At 65.4% G+C, this 15,318-nt stretch carries 12 protein-coding genes and 2 pseudogenes; 2 read left to right on the top strand and 12 right to left on the bottom strand.

Annotated elements, in window-relative coordinates; all coding sequences use genetic code 11:
* Together SALMUC_RS15300 and SALMUC_RS15295 are read right to left on the bottom strand one after the other, a co-directional pair.
* Window positions 1-1,308 (bottom strand): ATP-binding protein, encoded by a 1,308-nt coding sequence (locus SALMUC_RS15300; protein ID WP_037372024.1) that lies wholly within the window; start codon window positions 1,306-1,308, stop codon window positions 1-3.
* Window positions 1,286-3,829 (bottom strand): tellurite resistance TerB family protein, encoded by a 2,544-nt coding sequence (locus SALMUC_RS15295; protein ID WP_021120467.1) that lies wholly within the window; start codon window positions 3,827-3,829, stop codon window positions 1,286-1,288. Before SALMUC_RS15295 ends, SALMUC_RS15300 begins: the two co-directional genes overlap by 23 nt.
* Window positions 3,830-4,238: 409 nt before the next feature.
* On the opposite strand from SALMUC_RS15295, the pseudogene SALMUC_RS31175 reads away from it, so the two are divergent.
* Window positions 4,239-4,415: pseudogene (locus SALMUC_RS31175) on the top strand (IS5/IS1182 family transposase); the annotation flags it as partial.
* A gap of 436 nt (window positions 4,416-4,851) precedes the next feature.
* Here SALMUC_RS31175 and SALMUC_RS15290 read toward each other — a convergent pair.
* The 10 genes and pseudogenes from SALMUC_RS15290 to SALMUC_RS31850 all read right to left on the bottom strand — a co-directional run.
* Window positions 4,852-6,045 (bottom strand): hypothetical protein, encoded by a 1,194-nt coding sequence (locus SALMUC_RS15290; RefSeq protein WP_156883527.1) that lies wholly within the window; start codon window positions 6,043-6,045, stop codon window positions 4,852-4,854.
* 607 nt (window positions 6,046-6,652) lie between these two features.
* A complete protein-coding gene (locus SALMUC_RS15285) occupies window positions 6,653-7,612 on the bottom strand; it encodes an ABC transporter ATP-binding protein (protein ID WP_020039666.1) in 960 nt (319 codons plus the stop codon).
* Window positions 7,609-8,589 (bottom strand): ABC transporter ATP-binding protein, encoded by a 981-nt coding sequence (locus SALMUC_RS15280; RefSeq protein WP_020039667.1) that lies wholly within the window; start codon window positions 8,587-8,589, stop codon window positions 7,609-7,611. Before SALMUC_RS15280 ends, SALMUC_RS15285 begins: the two co-directional genes overlap by 4 nt.
* Complete coding sequence (locus tag SALMUC_RS15275; RefSeq protein WP_021120466.1) at window positions 8,586-9,449, bottom strand: ABC transporter permease; 864 nt, start codon at window positions 9,447-9,449, stop codon at window positions 8,586-8,588. The genes SALMUC_RS15280 and SALMUC_RS15275 overlap by 4 nt, the downstream gene beginning before the upstream one ends.
* Before the next feature lie 5 nt (window positions 9,450-9,454).
* A complete protein-coding gene (locus SALMUC_RS15270) occupies window positions 9,455-10,396 on the bottom strand; it encodes an ABC transporter permease (RefSeq protein ID WP_020039669.1) in 942 nt (313 codons plus the stop codon).
* On the bottom strand, window positions 10,393-11,514 hold the full coding sequence (locus SALMUC_RS15265; RefSeq protein ID WP_020039670.1) for an NAD(P)/FAD-dependent oxidoreductase: 1,122 nt from the start codon (window positions 11,512-11,514) through the stop codon (window positions 10,393-10,395). The genes SALMUC_RS15270 and SALMUC_RS15265 overlap by 4 nt, the downstream gene beginning before the upstream one ends.
* Complete coding sequence (locus tag SALMUC_RS15260) at window positions 11,511-12,887, bottom strand: FAD/NAD(P)-dependent oxidoreductase (protein ID WP_020039671.1); 1,377 nt, start codon at window positions 12,885-12,887, stop codon at window positions 11,511-11,513. The genes SALMUC_RS15265 and SALMUC_RS15260 overlap by 4 nt, the downstream gene beginning before the upstream one ends.
* Window positions 12,884-13,183, bottom strand: coding sequence for a (2Fe-2S)-binding protein (locus tag SALMUC_RS15255; RefSeq protein WP_020039672.1), 300 nt, complete (start codon window positions 13,181-13,183; stop codon window positions 12,884-12,886). Before SALMUC_RS15255 ends, SALMUC_RS15260 begins: the two co-directional genes overlap by 4 nt.
* Window positions 13,164-14,177 (bottom strand): NAD(P)/FAD-dependent oxidoreductase, encoded by a 1,014-nt coding sequence (locus tag SALMUC_RS31170; RefSeq protein WP_021120465.1) that lies wholly within the window; start codon window positions 14,175-14,177, stop codon window positions 13,164-13,166. Before SALMUC_RS31170 ends, SALMUC_RS15255 begins: the two co-directional genes overlap by 20 nt.
* Before the next feature lie 4 nt (window positions 14,178-14,181).
* Window positions 14,182-14,241, bottom strand: a pseudogene (locus SALMUC_RS31850) (hypothetical protein); the annotation flags it as partial.
* A 135-nt stretch (window positions 14,242-14,376) separates the two neighbouring features.
* Between SALMUC_RS31850 and SALMUC_RS15245 the strand changes: the two are divergent.
* Entirely contained in the window at window positions 14,377-15,291 is a 915-nt protein-coding gene (locus SALMUC_RS15245; RefSeq protein WP_020039674.1) for a LysR substrate-binding domain-containing protein, read from the top strand.
* Window positions 15,292-15,318: the final 27 nt, after the last annotated feature.

Genomic DNA, 15,318 nt, shown 5'->3' with positions numbered 1-15,318 from the left:
TCAGAGCTTGAAGCTGATCAGATCATCGTCACCGGTGGTTTCGGCACCAGTGGACTCGTCGACCTCGGTCATGTCTTCGCCGCGGTCTTCGGAAACCTCGATCTTTTCGATCAGATCGCTCCATTCGACACCGGGGTTTTGCTCGAGCACGGAAAGCAGGTTCACGAAGGCCGTCACCGTATTGCGCGGTGTCCGGAAATACGCCTCGCCGATCCGATCCGAACAATGTGCCATGAAGGCCTCCAGCGCGTCGTCCGGCAAAGCACCGGCGTCGTCCTGCATGATCCGCCGAACGTTGGCCAAAAGAACGAAGAGGTCTTCAGGGGTCAGGCTGGCCAGCCGGACAACGGGCCCTGAAAGGTCGACCAATCCGTCTCGCGCGAAGGTGTTCTCGGCCAAACGCGACTGGAGGGCCTCGTAGCTGTAAAGCCCTCGACGGGTGTTCATCAGGAATTCCGGTGTGCCGCCCATGAGAAATCCGAGGTTCTCGGCACTGCCCTGCAGCACATCATTCAGGATCCGGAGGATCTGTTCGTAGTTTGCATTGCGAGCCTGCGACGAGGTCAGCTTGTAGAGGTTCACCATCTCGTCGAGGCCGACGAGCAAGCCTTTGTAACCGGCTTCACACACGAATGCCGACATCAGCTTCAGATGGTCATAGACACTGGTATCGTCGATGATCGTTCGCACTCCAAGCGCCTTGCGCGCGTCGGTGCGTGTGGCGAATTCACCACGCAGCCATCTCAAGGCAGCGGATTTCAACTCGTCGTCGCCGGTCTCATGGCCTTCCCAATATCGCCGGATCACCTCTGCGAATTCAAACCCCCCGGTGAGCTCTTCGAAGTGACCAAGGCGTTCACGAATGACAGACCCCGTGGGCGCATCGCGTTCCTCAGCATCGCGGTGTCCCTGGCTGACAAACCGCTCCACCACGCTGGCCAAGGCCCCGCCATCTGGCTTTGTCCGTGTCGACAGGTTTCGGGCCATCTCTGCATAGAGGCCTCGGGCTTGCCCGCCGGTCGCGTGAATGCGCCGGTCGGGCGCCAGGTCCGCGAACATCACCACCAGACCCTTTTCAAGCGCGACAAGACGGATCAGATTCATGAAGAACGTCTTGCCCGATCCGTATTCTCCGATGATGAACCGGATCGCCGATCCGCCATCGGATATCCGGTCCATGTCCTTGACGAGCTCTTCAATCTCGCGGACGCGGCCGACCTGGATGTGACGCAGGCCGAGCTTGGGCACGACCCCGGCCCGAAGCGCCTGTACGATTGCATCGCGTTCACGTGGTTTCAACTTCGACATCCCTGCCCTCCGCACTCATCTTTTCTTTTACCGCCTCCGCAATCTCCGGAGACACGTCATATCCATCATACTCGTCGAGCAGCGCTTCATCGTAGGTCTCAAAAGCCCATTCATTCACGACCTCCAAAGCCCCGGATGCCATCAATCCATGCGAGGCGCAGATCTTCTCGAACTCGGTCTCAGACCAATGCTCCCGAGTAAGTACTTCGAGGACAAGGGCGCCGTGTTTCGGGTCAAGCCCTGCCACCTGGCTTTGGTAGTCAGGCGTGGAGGCACCACTTTCTTCCTCTTCGACGTCGAAAATCTGACCGAGAACGGACGACACGCGCTCGGTGTCCGAACGGATTGCTGCGATCCGCGAAGCGTCGAGTTTCGGTCCGCTGGCTTTCTCAAGATCGGGTATCGCTTCGCCCGGACGACCCGGTTTCGAGGCACGAACAGTGCGAGGACCATCCGCAACTTCGCCAGCATGCAGGTCTGAGTAGGCAAGCGCAGGATCTAGACCCAAAGCCTTGTAGATTTTCTCGATGCTTGCAACTTCGTCGGAGTGAATAATGCCATCGGCATGTGCTGCACCAACCAGCGCTGCCCGCATAGCGGCCTGGCTGTCTTGGCCCACCTCCTTCAGTTTGCGCCGCAGAAGCGTCATGTCCGGTGGCACGGCCAGAAACCATTCAAGGTTTGCAAGCAGCCTGCGGCGTTCCTGATCGCTGAGGGACGCGGCAGAAACCTGATCTTCCAGTGCCCTGCGTTCAGGATCCGCGATGCGACCATCCGCATGAGCAACGAACGACCCAAGTGCCAATCCAATCAGAGCGCTTCGATAGCTGTCGGAAACTTCCTCCAGTCTTTCGATGGGTTCGCCCAGGCTGAACAGGACAACAGGCTCCTCCGCCTTGGGCGACCGGAGCGCAAATCGAGGGTCGGGCGCCAGACCGAAACCGAGGCGGGCGAGCGCATCGGCCGCTCCTGTCATCTGCCGTTTCCCGATCTTCTCGCTCGTTTCTCCCTCCAGACGTCCGATCACCTCCTCAAGCGGCACCAATCCCCCCCGATCGACGATAGTGCTTGCCCAAGATTTCAAGCGGTCCATTTCCTCTGATGGGAAGGCATCCCACAGTTCAGAGGGTAGCAAGGCGTGCGCTTCCACGCTTCCGCGACCATCAGGGTTTCGGCCCAGGAAGCGACTGAGCTTGTCGAGGTCGGTCATCACCTCGTCAGCCAACTCTTGGGCAATCTCAACCGGTTTGCGCAGGCCGGAAATATCGGGAACCGGCTTGCCGTCGACGGTTGGGTTGGCGGCCCCCTGAAACTCGCTGGAGGCGGCCCGATAGGATGCCGTGAGTGATTTCCGGGGTTTTGTAACTTTGAGCCCATCAGGAAAACGCCGATCAAACCGCATACGGAAAAGAGCGACGAACTCGTCGCGACACCGCGTCGCGGGAGTTCTCAGGTTTGTTTCCGGATGGCAGATGAACCAACTCAGCAACCAGTCAGCTGTCAGGTTCTCGCCTTTGTCAATCCGAGCTCCGATTGCGTATTTGAGTGAGAACGGAAGTTCCCAGCCCTCCCTCTCTAAAATCGGCTCGATAGCGTCGAGGTCGGTTTCGGCAAGCATCGCAATGTCGAGGAACTCGCCCAAATAGCGCCTGACGGAGTGGTTGTCAGGGTAAAGTGACTGCAGCCGCCGGACTTCCTGGACGATATCCTTGGCATCTTCGTTGGACTGATCGACGAAGAAGCGTCGCTCCAGCCCATAAAAGTACATGAACATGTACCCGGGGTTATATGAGGCATCGTTTCGCCCGCTGGCCAACCAATTAAGGTAGGTCGCCCGGCACTGAGGTGAGATATCCGAGTACCCCGGCCAGTAGGGCATACCTTCACCATCTTTGTCGGCTCCAGAGCGTGCGACCGACAGGGACGGATCGATATAGGCTCGGCATTTGTCACGATACCCGTAGGTGTTCAACAAGGGAGGCGTGCCGACATAGACCATCCCACCGATGTTGCGGCCGGCCACGCTAGCAGCTTCGCTTGACGGAACCCACCCGCTTTTCGTTGATCGGGTCGATGCGTTCGACGCCACTCGTGAGGGCTGGTTTCGTTCTGCGAGGGCCGCAAGTGCCGGCGCCGCAGCCTTTCCAACCCGAACGATTTCACCGTAGTCCTGCTTTGGTGGGGAATAGGCTTGAACGGCAGCCGGCGCTTTGGACGCAATGGCTTCGCGAGTTCGTTCGCGCTCACGCTCGATACGCTTGTCGTAGGCACTTGGGCGCGGCACCGACTCAGGTCGCGATGTTCGAGTTTCGGAACTTCCCCCGGCTGGCGCTTTTGCAGCGACTTTCCGCGATCTCCGCTTTTCTTGCCACCAGACCAAAATGATAGGAGCACCGAATGCGAACAACATTTGGCCACCCACGGGCCACCCCTGGAGGGCTGTGACCACCACGATCATGCAAAAGATGAAGTAGACAAAAAGAAAGAATGAAATTCGGAAAAACTTGAGTAATGAAGACACTATCGCCCCTCCCCCTTCAGTCACACTATTTTACACGAACACCATTTCAATCATTAAAGCAGAGCCTGAACAGTTTTCCGGCCACCGTCCACTGCCCAATGAGGTGACAGCGGTCATGCCCCAAGCACTTGAGGCACTTCACCGCCCCCCTCATCTGAGCTCGCCACCACGGAGATGATCACAGAGGGAGTGGGTGGTATTGGGGATAACGCATTCATCTCGCGCGTTGACTGGCACCAGCGCCACCGAAGCTGCACATCAACCCCAGACTGCCCTCCCGCCGCATGATGGTAGCCCCGGTCGCCCTGCATTGCCCTCGGATGCGGCGATCCAGTTCGTTTGACCACCAAGGTCCTGCTCAAGCTGCCGCTACTGCAAGCGACTGAGATAGTGGCCAGCCCGTTGAAGATGGCGGACCTGGACTGGACGGAGGCGTATCGAGGCAAAGATGCGTTGCCTGAACTCCTTCGAAAAACGCTTTGCCGCTAGAAACCCCGGCCGCTAATCCGCCGAGATCAAGATGCGCGTTGCACTGATGAACCGCTTCTCGGCCCTCGGCACCGCCGGGATCGTCTGCATCGCCTGACAAAGACCGGTAAAGGGGCCGTCAAGCCTCAAGCCATCGTTCCGCGACAACGCCGCGGTGGCCTTGAAGGAGCAGCAGGCCAAACTTGGACTAGCCCTAACATGTCGTCGCCGCGATCTTCACAAAAGGCATCCGCGAAAAATTTGGTACTTGGTACACAAGATGACCGCTTAGTGTATTGATTATATGAATATATTCTGGATCAAACCGTCCAGTCCATCATCGGGGCGACGCTCAGCCGCGCGGCCCGTTGGACGTCCGAACCCCCCTGTTTTCCTGGCTCTGCGCTCATGGTCACCTGACCGATTTCCCTCGATTGGCGGGCCTTTTGCCCTTTTTTGCGGGGGAGGTGCAACACAATGTTGCTTCGTCCGCGAATTGTTGCGGCGCACTTCTCCGCCGACGGTGCCTCCATGCGAAGCAGGTCACACATCTTTCAGATCTCGTCGTCGATCTGCGTGACATGCCGAAAATAGCCGTAGGGCTCGAAAGCGGCGCCAAGTGCTCCGATGACCACGCTTAGACAGGCCGCGAGCGCGGCGAGGCGAGCACGGACCGAAACCGCCGCCGTGTCGGATACACCCGTCCAGGCCACGATCAGATCATCGCCGAACAGCCCTGCGGCGAACACGGAAGCAAGCGCAAGGATCCCCGCGTAGGTCACGGCCATTCCGGCAACGACGGCGGCGGTGATGCCCGCGTTGCTCACTGCCCGTTGCTCGCGCAGGGGGCCGCGCCGGGAGGCGAGGAGGTGCTGTGCGCGGATGAGATAGCCGCTCGTTCCGAGTATGGCCGCAAGTGACAGGATGGCTATCTTCGCTGCCGAGAGATTGGCCGCCACTTCCCAGGATTCTGCAGTCATGATCAGGACGGCGAGCGCCGAGCCGGCCGCCGTCATCAGGCGATGCAGGCGTAGCGGAAAGCTCCAGGGGCGCATCCTGGCGATCACGCCCGGCAGGGCGCCCCGGTTCTGCCAAAGCGAACGGGCGTAGAATCGGAGCCATCCCTTCCCCGCGTCCTCCGTTTCCTCGACACGCAGGTCCGCGACTTCCTCCATCCGTGCCGACAGGGCATTTGCGGCTGGCGGCGCGTAACCCTCCATCTCGTCGAGATCGTCAGGGTTCTCGACCGGGCGCATCCAGGTCGGGGCATCGTCCGGCGCAAGTCCGTTCAGCCGGCCGAAGACATGCATGGTGAGCGTGTGGAGGCGTGCGCCGAGCGGCTTCTGCTCGCTTGCAGGATCGCTGAGAAAGGCGGTCGAGACGAGCGCACTGGCGAAGATGCCTGCGGTGACTCCGAGAACGCGCTGCCGTTCGCGTCCTCGCAACTCCCGCCTCGTGACGACGAAGACGAAGTCCCAGCCCCGCTGGTGCCGGTCGATCTCGGCCGCATCGAGCAGGCGCACGGGTTCGACCGGGCCCCGCTCGGTGGTGCCAGGCCGCTCGATCGTTTCGATCACCCAGTGGAACCCCGGCAAGAGATCGGCGAGCGTCCGCTGCATCTCTGCTGCGGCTTCCTTGGCGGCGTTGCGCTGCTCGACCGGCAGATCGCCCTCGAGCAGCCAGCCGATTTCCACTTCGGGCGGCGTTGCGGCACTGGCGCAGGCGTCCGGTTGACTTCCTTCTGGCATGGAAACCCTCAGATCCGCCCGCCGAAGACCACCGCGACGCGCGGCGCGAGCGGGGAGGCCGCTGCGGCCCCGGGCCCGAGGGGCGCCGCGATATCCGAGGTGAGGCGAGCGAATCCACGGGTAACGGGCAGTCTTGCGTCGGTCATATCGGTCGATCCCGCGATTGGAGTTGCGCCGCACGAACCGAGCCGCGGCCGTTCTTCGGTGCTTGAGATATTACAAAACTCGTCGAACCATTGCCGAGTTCCGGCGAGCCGCGGCGGCGTCGAACTGCCGTCCGTTTCCGTGGTGGAATTCCGTGCGACATCGGAGTTCAGGCGACTGCATCAAGCCGACGTCACGCCGCATGGTGCGGGAGCTATCACGGCACGCCCGCCCCTTTGTTTCCGCGCCGATCCGCTCGGGCCCATCGTCGGCCCGATACGGAGCAGGATCAGTCTATGGACGCCTCGGGGGTCCCGGCCGGTCGACGACAGTTCCGGCGAGAAAGACAGCCGAGAAGAAGTCCCCTGGATACCGCTGGTGTCCGGTTGCCACATGTCGCCGGCCCTTGTGCCTGCCGAACCGACGTCGGGATAGCTCTGGCCGGAAGGTATCCCCTGCCCTTTCAGTAGAGATGGCAGGCAACCTGCCGGCCCGGCGCGATCTCCTTCATCTTCGGCATGACCTCCTTGCACTCGGGCGTGGCCCTCGGGCAGCGGGTGTGGAACGGGCAGCCGGTCGGCGGGTTGGCGGGAGACGGGATCTCGCCCGTCATCTTGGCGTTGGCGATCCGCGACGTGGGGTCCGGCACCGGAGAGCTTTCGCGCAGGAGCATGGTGTAGGGATGCGCGGGGTCGTCGAGGATCTCTTCGGTCGGCCCGTACTCGATCAGGTGGCCGAGATACATCACGCAGGTGACATCGCAGAAATGCCGGATCACCCCGAGGTCGTGCGAAACGAAGAGGAACGACAGCGTGCGCCGCTGGCGCAGGTCGTCGAGCAGTCGCAGGATCTGGGCCTGCACCGACACGTCGAGCGCCGAGACGGGCTCGTCCGCCACGACCAGCTCGGGCTCGAGCACCAGCGCGCGGGCAATCCCGATGCGCTGGCGCTGGCCTCCGGAAAACTCGTGCGGGTAGCGGTCGAGCGCTTCCTGCGGCAGACCGACCTCGGGCAGGATCGCCTCGACCCGTTCACGCCGCTCGGCCGGGGAGCCCATGCGGTGGACTTTGAGCGGCTCTTCCAGCGTCTGCCGGATGGTCCGGCGGGTGTTGAGCGAGGAATAAGGATCCTGGAAGATGAACTGCATCTTCTGCCGCAGCTTGCGCATCTGGGCCGGGGACGCGGCGCGCACGTCGGTGCCGTTGAAGGTGACGGTGCCCTCGTCGGGCTCCACCAGCCGCAGCACGGCGCGGGACACGGTGGATTTCCCGCACCCCGACTCTCCGACGAGACCGACGCTGGCGCCCTCGGGAACATCGAAGCTCATGTTCTCGACCGCCCGGACGCGGCTCGTCTTGCCGCCAAGAAAGCCGCCGCCCAGGATGAAGTGCTTCTTCAGTCCGCGAACCTGCAATCCGTTCATGCTGCTTCTCCCTTGTCGGCGCGCACCGGACAGCGGGCCTCGTGGTTGCCGCCCACGGGCACGAGCGAGGGGTGCGCCGCGCACGAAGGTTGGACGTAGTTGCAGCGGGGCGCGTAGACGCAGCCTGCCGGCCGCGCCGAGATCGAGGGGACCGAGCCGGGGATCGGCTCGAGGCTTTCGGCCTTGCGGTCGACCCGCGGCATCGCCTTGAGCAGCGCCTCGGTGTAGGGGTGGACAGGGTCGGCGAAAAGCGTGTCGCAGGTGGCGGTCTCGACGATCTCGCCCGCGTACATCACCGCCACCCGGTCCGCGATCTGGGCGACCACGCCGAGGTTGTGGGTGATGAAGACGATGGCCATGCCGCGATCGCGCTTGAGGTCGTCGAGCAGCGACAGCACCTGCGCCTGCACCGTCACGTCGAGCGCCGTGGTCGGCTCGTCGGCGAGCAGCAGCTTGGGCCGGCAGGCCAGCGCGATCGCGATCATGGCACGCTGCCGCATCCCGCCCGAGAACTGGTGAGGATAGTCGTTCACCCGCCGGGCCGGATCGGGCACGCGCACCTCGTCGAGCAGGCGGCGTGCCTCCTTCGCGGCCTCCGTCCGGGACATGCCGCGGTGGATCAGCAGCCCCTCGGCGATCTGGTCGCCCACCGTCATGGTCGGGTTGAGCGAGGTCATCGGCTCCTGGAAGATCATCGCGATGTCGTTGCCGCGGATCCGCGACATCTCGCGCTCGGAGAGCTTTGTCAGGTCGCGTCCGCCGAAACCGACCTCGCCCCGCGAGATGCGCGCCCCGGTCTGCGGCAGAAGCCGCAGGGTCGAGAGCGCGGTGACGCTCTTGCCCGATCCGCTTTCTCCGACGACGGCGAGCGTCTCGTTGGCGTTCACGCTGAGATCGATCCCGCGCACCGCCGCGTGCCAGCCGTTCTTCACGCGGAACTCGGTGGTCAGGCCCTTGATGTCGAGAACCGGCGTCATTCCTCACCTCTCAGCTTGGGGTCGATGGCGTCGCGCAGGGCGTCGCCGAGGATGTTGAGCGCGAGAACCGTCAGAAGGATCGCGAGCGAGGGGAAGACCACGAGCCACCATGCGGAGAGGATGTTCTCGAACCCCTCGCGGATCATGCCGCCCCAGGTCGGCGTGGGCGGGCTGACGCCGAGGCCGATGAAGGACAGCGACGCCTCGGTGCGGATCGCGCTGGCCATCCAGAGCGACGCCACCACCACGATGTCCGACAGGATGTTGGGCAGGATGTGAACACCCATGATCCGCCCGGGCGAGAAGCCGAGTGCCCTGCCCGCCTCGACGAAGTCCTGCCGCTTCATGGCGATGGTCGGCGCGCGGGCGACCCGGACGAAGGGCGCGGTTTCGGTGATCGCGATGGCGATGATGAGGTTCTCGAGGCTCGCGCCCAGCATCGCCGCGACCATGAGCCCGAGAAGCAGCGTCGGGAACGACAGCATCACGTCGACGATGCCCATGACCACCTGGTCGAAGATGCCGCCGATGTAGCCCGCCAGAACCCCCAGCGTGGAGCCGACGATCATCGCGACGAGCACGGCGAGAAAGCCGATGGTCAGAGAGATGCGCGCGCCGTGGAAGAGACGCGACAGCACGTCCCGGCCGTAGCTGTCGGTGCCAAGCCAGAATTCCGCCGAGGGCGGCTCGAGCCGGTGGAGGATGTTCTGCTGCAACGGATCGTGCGGCGAGAGCAGCGGCGCGAAGATCGCGACGGCGAAGATCACCGCGAGCATGCCGATGCCGACCCAGGACAGGCGGTTGCGGTTGAGCGTGGCCAGGAGGGCCGATTGCTTGCGAGCTGGCGGGGGTGCGGGCATGGCGGTCATTTTGCGTAGCTCACTCGGGGGTCGACCGCGGCGTAGATCAGGTCGGTCAACAGGTTCACGAGGATGACGAAGGCGGCGAAGATCACCATCAGGCCCTGCAGCAGCGTGTAGTCACGCGATTGCAGTGCGCCCAGGATCAGCTTGCCCAGCCCCGGGCGGGTGAAGACGATCTCGGTCAGGACCGAGTTGCCGATCAGCGTGCCGAAGTAGAGGCCCACGACGGTCACGATCGGAATGAGCGCGTTGCGCAGCGCGTGGCGCATGACCAGCGGTCCGGGACGCACGCCTTTGGCGCGGGCCGTGCGGATGAAGTCCTCGCCCAGGACGTTGAGCATGGAGGACCGCGTCACCCGGGTGATGTAGGCAGTCATGATGAGCCCGAGGTTCAGGGCCGGCAGCGCCAGGTTGCGCATGTGCGTCAACGGATCGGACGAGGCCGACGACATGACCGGCAGCCAGCGCAGCCAGACCGCGAAGGCCAGCAGCATCAGGATGCCCGACACGAAGCCCGGAAAGGAAAGCCCGGTCAGCGACAGCAGGCGTGTGGTATAGTCGGGCCACCGGTTGCGGTAGAGCGCGGCGAAGGTGCCAAGCGGAAGGCCGAAGAGCACGCCAATGACCATGGCAGCGGCGGTCAGCTCCAGCGTGTAGGGCAGCACCTGCCAGACCTCGGAGAGCACCGAGCGCCCGCTCGACATCGAGGTGCCGAAGTCGCCGCGCAGCATGTCCCCGAGGAATGTCAGGTACTGCACGTGGATCGGCTGGTCGAGGCCGAGCCGCGCGCGCAGCGCGTCCAGCGCCTGTTCGCTGGCCTGGTCGCCCAGCATCGACACGGCGGCGTCGCCCGGAACGAGCCGGACCAGAACGAAGACCATGGTCAGCATCGCCAGCAGCGTTGGAATGGCCAGAAGCAGCCGTCTGATGACGTATCGTATCATGCGGCATCCCTTTCCAGTTCGATGCGGGCCGGATCGAAGGCCGAGAGGTCGGTTTCGGTGTGTCCCTCGGCGGCCAGTTCGGCCACCACGCGACCCACCGACGGGACGAGCTGGAAGCCGTGACCGGAGAATCCGAAGTCGTGTATCAGGCCCTCGGCACGGTTCGAGAAGCCGATGATGGGCAGGTGATTGTCGGTCGTGGCCTCCATTCCCGCCCAGGTGCGCACGATGCGCAGACCCTCGGTCCAGGGAAAGAGCCGCCGGGTCGTGTCGAGCGCAAGCGCGAGCGCGGCGAAGTCGACGACGGCGCTCTGACCATCGTCGTGGATGCGGCCCTGGACGCCACCGCCGATCAGAAGCGTGCCCGCGTCGGTCTGCTTGAACGAAAGACGGCGGCCCATGGCGCTGATGACCGGAGCGACCACCCTGCTGGCCCGCTCGGTGACGATCATCATGGAATGCTTGAGCCCGAGCCGAAGCGGATCGCCGGCCAGCCGTGCGATCTCGGCCGACCATGCCCCGGCGGCGTTGATCACCACCGGGGCCTCGAAGGCGCCCTTGCTGGTGGTCACGATCCACGTGCCTTCGCGCCGCGAAAGCCCCGTGACGGCGCATTGCTCGTGCATCTCGACCCCGGCGGCGAGCGCGGCGGTGCGAAACGCGCGGATGGTCACGTGCGGATCGGCGGCGCCGTCGCGTGGTGTCCAGGCCGCGCCGACGCAGGGGCCGGTCATGGCGGGCACCAGCGATTTCAGTTCGTTCGCGCCGATCAGTTCCTCGTGCGACATGCCCCGCGCCTGCAGGCCCTCGACACGGGCGCGGAGCTTCTCCATCGCGGCCTCGTCCTCGGCCACCTGGACCTGGCCCGTGGCGTGAAAGCCGCAGCTGTCGCCGACGAGTTCCTCCATGACGTGCCAGGTCTCGGCGGCCTCGAGGCTGAGAGGAAGCTCAGCCGGGTCACGTCCCAGCGTGCGAACCCCGGCGGCCGTCGCGCCCGAGGCGTGGCGTCCGAGGAAGTCGCGCTCGACCAGCGCCACCTTCATGCCCCGGCGGGCTGCCTGCAGCGCGGCCGAGAGCCCGTGCAATCCTCCCCCGATGACCAGCGCGTCGAAGGTCATTCCGCCTCCTCGGGAAGCTCCAGCGCGGCCAGCGCGCCGAGCGTGATCGGCTTGAGCGGCGGGCGGATATTGAAAAAACCCGCGTGGCCGGCCTCGATCCCGTGCTCCTCGGCGATCAGGCGGGACACGGTGTAGCCGCACTGGCGGCCCTGGCAGGGTCCCATGCCGGCGCGCGTGGCGGCCTTGACCTGGTTGGGATCGGGCGCGCCCTCGCGGGCGGCCTCGCGGATGCGTCCGGCCGTGACCTCTTCGCATCGGCAGACCATCAACCCGTCGGGGATCCTGCCCTCCGGCGCGGGATAGAGCGCGTCCAGGAAAGGCCGCGTGGCGAGGGCGCGGGAGAGATCCGCCTCGAAGGCCGCCCGCTTGTCGCCGTCGACCTCGTCGCCGAGGCGACGCGCGATGCCGAGCGCCGCCAGTCCGCCCCGGGCAACCGCGGCGTCGACGCCGCCGATACCGGCCCCGTCGCCGGCGACGAAGAGCCCGCCGCGGGTGGTCTCGCCCCAGGTGTCGAGCCGCGGCGCGAGGTAGCGCTGGCCGGCGTTCCAGTCATGGGCGCAGCCCAGCGACAGGGTGGCGTGAACCGAAGGGATGACGCCCTCGTGGGTGAGCAGCAGGGCCGCGGGCGCCCGTTGGGGCTGCCCGTCCTCGACCCAGGTGACATGGGTCAGGCGCTCGTCGCCCTCGGCGCGGACCTCGCTGACACCCTTGACCATGCGGATGCCGGAGCGGCGCAGCTCGCGCATCCAGCGCGCGCCCTTGGCGAGGCTGCGCCAGTCACGCAGCGCGCGCGGCAGATGCCGCAGCGCCTGCGCCCGATTGGCCGGAGCGGAGGTGTCGATGATGCCGTCGATGCGCCCGCCGAGCGCAAGGATCTGCTGCGCGTAAAGCAGCGGAAGCGGTCCCGCACCACGGAGCCAGACCGGCCCCTGCGGCATGAAGCCCCCGGATTTCAACATGATCTGGGCCGCGCCCACGGTCATCACGCCGGGCAGCGTCCATCCCTCGAAGGGCACCGGACGCTCCTGCGCGCCGGTCGCGAGCAACACGGCACGCGCCGTCGCGACCGAGGCCTTGCCGCCTTGGTTGAGGAAGACCTTCCAGCCCTCCTCGACCTGCCAGACCTGCGTCTCCGGCCGGTAGTCGGCCCCGCAGTCGCGAAAGCGCCGCACCAGGGCTTCGCCGCGGGCGTAGTCCGTCCCCAGTGCGCCGGCGAGACGGGTGGCATTGTTGCGCTCGACCCCGCGCCAGACCTGGCCGCCGGGCGCGGGCTGCTCGTCCGCGACCAGCACGGACAGTCCCAGCGCGCGCAGTTCGATAGCGGCGGCCATGCCGGCCGGGCCCGCGCCGACGATCACCACATCCGTCGTCATTGCTCGACCTCGCGTGCGCCGTTCTGGCGTTCGATCGACATGCCCGCGCGCACGGGCTCGAGACAGCTTTGCGTGGACCACTTGCCGTCGATCACCGCCAAGCAGTCGAAGCAGACACCCATCATGCAGTAGGGCGCGCGCGGCGACTGGCTCACGGGGGTCAACCGCGCCGTCCCGAAATGCCGGAGCAGCAGGCTGGCGACGGTTTCATCCTCCCAGGCCTCGACCTCCTGCCCTTCGACCATCACGGTGACCGCGGGGCCGCGCTCTGCACCGTCAAGCACTGACTTGAACATCGAATCTTCCTTCCGAGAAATCTTTGACCGCCTCGGGCAATCCGCCATTGGCGAGCGCCGGCGCGAGAATGTCGGCATGGGCCGCGGCCAGCGTGACGCCGGAATGGCAGCTTGCCGTCCAAAGGCCCGGCAGGTCGGGCGTCTGGGTGTAGACGGGGCCGGTGTCGGGCGAGAGCACGCGCAGACCCGCCCACTGGCGCACCAGCCGGGCCCCGGCGAGCTGCGGCAGGATCCGGGTGGCGCGGCGGCAGAGCCCCGCGGCCGCCTCGGTGGTGGTGCCCGTATCCTCGCCCACGTCCTCGTGGGTGGCGCCGATCATCATGGTGCCCTCGGAGGTCTGCCGCAGGCCGCTGGCGGGGTACGGGAACATCTCGCCCATCCGCTCGGTCACGAGAACCTGCCCGCGCTGGGGGCGCAGAGGCAGGTCGATCCCGAGCGGCGCGACGAGCTTGGGCGAGGCGAGACCGGCCGCGACGACGACGCGATCGCAGTCCCATGTCCCGGTGGCGCCGGTCAGCCGGTATCCGCCGCCGATGCGGTCGATGCTGCTGACGGGCGAGCGGAAGAGGATCGTGCCGCCAAGTTCCCGGATCCCGCGATGCAGCGCGGCCAGCAGCTTGAGCGGGTTCACGTGGCCGTCGCGGCTGCCGAAGCTGGCCCCCGTGACGTCCGGGCCGAGCGGAGCGTCCGGCACCATCTCCTGCAGCTCGTCGCGCGACAGCATCCAGGTGTCGGCCTCGCCGCGCTGGTTATGCATCCGGTGAAGAAGCTCCTCGCGCTTCTTGTACTCCTCTTCGCCGAGGCAGAAGACGAGCCCCCCCTTGCGGGAATAGTCGAGCGCCTGGCCCGACCGGCCGGCGAGCTCCTGGTCGAACTCGGGCCAGGCGTTGGAGCTCTGCATGGTCCAGGTCTGGTACGGTGGCAGGTTCGCGCCCTTGCCCTGCACCCAGACCAGCCCGAACGTTGGCCCTCGCGGCGCGGAAATCGCGGTCACCGCCTTCCAGAACCGTCACCCGCTGCCCCGCCTTGAGAAGCCCGTAGGCGATCGAGGCTCCCACGGTCCCTGCGCCGATCACGATGAAATCTGGTCCGGGCAATCTGGCTCTCCCCTTGCGTTCTTGAGATTTGTCCGCCGCTGGGGGTAGAAAGTCAAAAGAGAAAGATTGGCCTGTCTATTCCACGAGGTTATACTCATGCGCCAGCCGAGCCTGCGCCAGATCGAAGCCCTCATGGCCGTGGTGGAAACCGGCAGCGTGAGCCGCGCCGCGCTCATGCTGAGGATCTCCCAGCCCGCCGCCAGCAAGCTGATCGCGCATCTCGAGGAGGACGCCGGCATGCAGCTCTTCGAGCGCTCGAGCGGGCGGCTGGTGCCGACCGAGCGCGGCATGCGGCTCTACGAGGAGGCCGACCGCATCTTCGGCAGCGTCGATCAGGTCGCCCGCGCGGTGGACCGCATCCGCCGCGAGGAAAAGGGACAGCTCCTGGTCGGTGTCATGCCGGGGCTCGCCGGTCCCTTCATGGCGCGCGTGCTGCGCGGCTTTCGCGAGAGATACCCGGACGTCTTCGTTTCGGTCGAGACCCGCAGCTCGCAGTTTCTGGCCGACTGGCTGGTCTCGCGCCGGCTGGACATCGGGTTTCTCATCACCCGGGTGGAGCACGAAACGATCCGCACCGAACCGGTGAAGAACCCGCCGATGATCTGCCTGCTGCCGATGGGCCATCGCCTCGCGGCCAAGAAGGTTGTCCGGCCGAAGGATCTCGAAGGGGAGCCATTCATCGGCTTCGGCGTGACCAGCCTGACGCGGCGGCGGATCAATGCCGCCTTCGAGACGGAGGGCTATTTTCCCAACATCGTGCTCGACGCGACGACGGGACAGAACGTCTGCGAGTTCGTGGCGAACGGCTTTGGCGTGACGGTCACAGATGCCCTCGTCGCCGAGATCGCGCTCGGCCGCGTCGAGGTGCGGCGCTTCGAGCCCGAGATCAAGTCGGACCTGCACATATCCTGGCCGACGCACAGCCGGAAGTCGGAGCTGGTCGAGGCGTTCGCCGAGGAGTTCCACAACGCCGTGGATACCCTGCCGAGCGCCTTCGCCAACCCCGGCTGAACGAGAACGCCCGCCACCGGGAGGTGA

It is taken from the genome of Salipiger mucosus DSM 16094 (assembly GCF_000442255.1).
GTDB classification, from domain to species: Bacteria; Pseudomonadota; Alphaproteobacteria; order Rhodobacterales; family Rhodobacteraceae; genus Salipiger; species Salipiger mucosus.
This window is presented reverse-complemented; position numbering and strand designations above follow the sequence as displayed.

What these genes read in the sequence shown, in the direction of transcription:
- SALMUC_RS15265 (WP_020039670.1), bottom strand. Translation starts at nt 11,514, where the DNA reads ATGACCTTCGACGCGCTGGTCATCGGGGGAGGATTGCACGGGCTCTCG.
- SALMUC_RS15290 (WP_156883527.1), bottom strand. Translation starts at nt 6,045, where the DNA reads ATGCCAGAAGGAAGTCAACCGGACGCCTGCGCCAGTGCCGCAACGCCG.
- SALMUC_RS15285 (WP_020039666.1), bottom strand. Translation starts at nt 7,612, where the DNA reads ATGAACGGATTGCAGGTTCGCGGACTGAAGAAGCACTTCATCCTGGGC.
- SALMUC_RS15275 (WP_021120466.1), bottom strand. Translation starts at nt 9,449, where the DNA reads ATGCCCGCACCCCCGCCAGCTCGCAAGCAATCGGCCCTCCTGGCCACG.
- SALMUC_RS15300 (WP_037372024.1), bottom strand. Translation starts at nt 1,308, where the DNA reads ATGTCGAAGTTGAAACCACGTGAACGCGATGCAATCGTACAGGCGCTT.
- SALMUC_RS15255 (WP_020039672.1), bottom strand. Translation starts at nt 13,183, where the DNA reads ATGTTCAAGTCAGTGCTTGACGGTGCAGAGCGCGGCCCCGCGGTCACC.
- SALMUC_RS15245 (WP_020039674.1), top strand. Translation starts at nt 14,377, where the DNA reads ATGCGCCAGCCGAGCCTGCGCCAGATCGAAGCCCTCATGGCCGTGGTG.
- SALMUC_RS15280 (WP_020039667.1), bottom strand. Translation starts at nt 8,589, where the DNA reads ATGACGCCGGTTCTCGACATCAAGGGCCTGACCACCGAGTTCCGCGTG.
- SALMUC_RS15270 (WP_020039669.1), bottom strand. Translation starts at nt 10,396, where the DNA reads ATGATACGATACGTCATCAGACGGCTGCTTCTGGCCATTCCAACGCTG.
- SALMUC_RS15260 (WP_020039671.1), bottom strand. Translation starts at nt 12,887, where the DNA reads ATGACGACGGATGTGGTGATCGTCGGCGCGGGCCCGGCCGGCATGGCC.